This is a genomic window from Mycobacterium sp. KBS0706, from assembly GCF_005938675.2.
In the GTDB taxonomy this organism is placed as follows: domain Bacteria; phylum Pseudomonadota; class Alphaproteobacteria; order DSM-16000; family Inquilinaceae; genus Inquilinus.
This window is the reverse complement of the sequence record NZ_VCCH02000341.1, coordinates 1-567: the sequence shown is the minus strand read 5'-3', so window position 1 is coordinate 567 and position 567 is coordinate 1. Positions and strand designations below refer to the sequence as shown.

Genomic DNA, 567 nt, shown 5'->3' with positions numbered 1-567 from the left:
GTGGTGCTGTGCGTCGACGAGAAGTCGCAGATCCAGGCGCTCGACCGCACCCAGCCGCTGCTGCCCTTGCGGCCTGGTCAGGCGGAGCGGCGCACGCATGACTACGAGCGCCACGGCACGCTGTCGCTGTTCGCCGCCCTCGACGTGGCCGCCGGCAAGGTGGTGGCTCGCTGCTTCCCGCGTCACCGCGCCAGCGAGTTCCGCAAATTCCTCGACACCGTCGAAGCCAACGTCCCGGCCGACCTCGACGTCCATCTGGTCATGGACAACGTCGCCACCCACAAGACCAAGCTGATCCGCGACTGGCTCGCCAAGCGGCCCCGCTGGCATGTCCACTTCACGCCTACCTCTGCCTCCTGGATCAATCAGGTCGAGCGCTTCTTCGGCCTGCTCACCGACAAGGCCCTTCGCCGCGGCGTCCACCGCTCTACCGCCGAGCTCGAAGCCGCTATCGCCGCCTACATCGACACCACCAACGCCGACCCCAAGCCCTTCCGCTGGACCAAGTCCGCCGACGACATCCTCGCCAGCATCAGCCGCTTCTGCCTGCGGACCCTCCAAAGCACA

The 567-nt window shown here is 67.4% G+C and carries 1 protein-coding gene; it reads left to right on the top strand.

Annotated elements, in window-relative coordinates:
* Nucleotides 1–567 (top strand): IS630 family transposase (locus FFK22_RS42175; protein WP_143957041.1); only part of this gene is annotated, 567 nt, incomplete at both ends.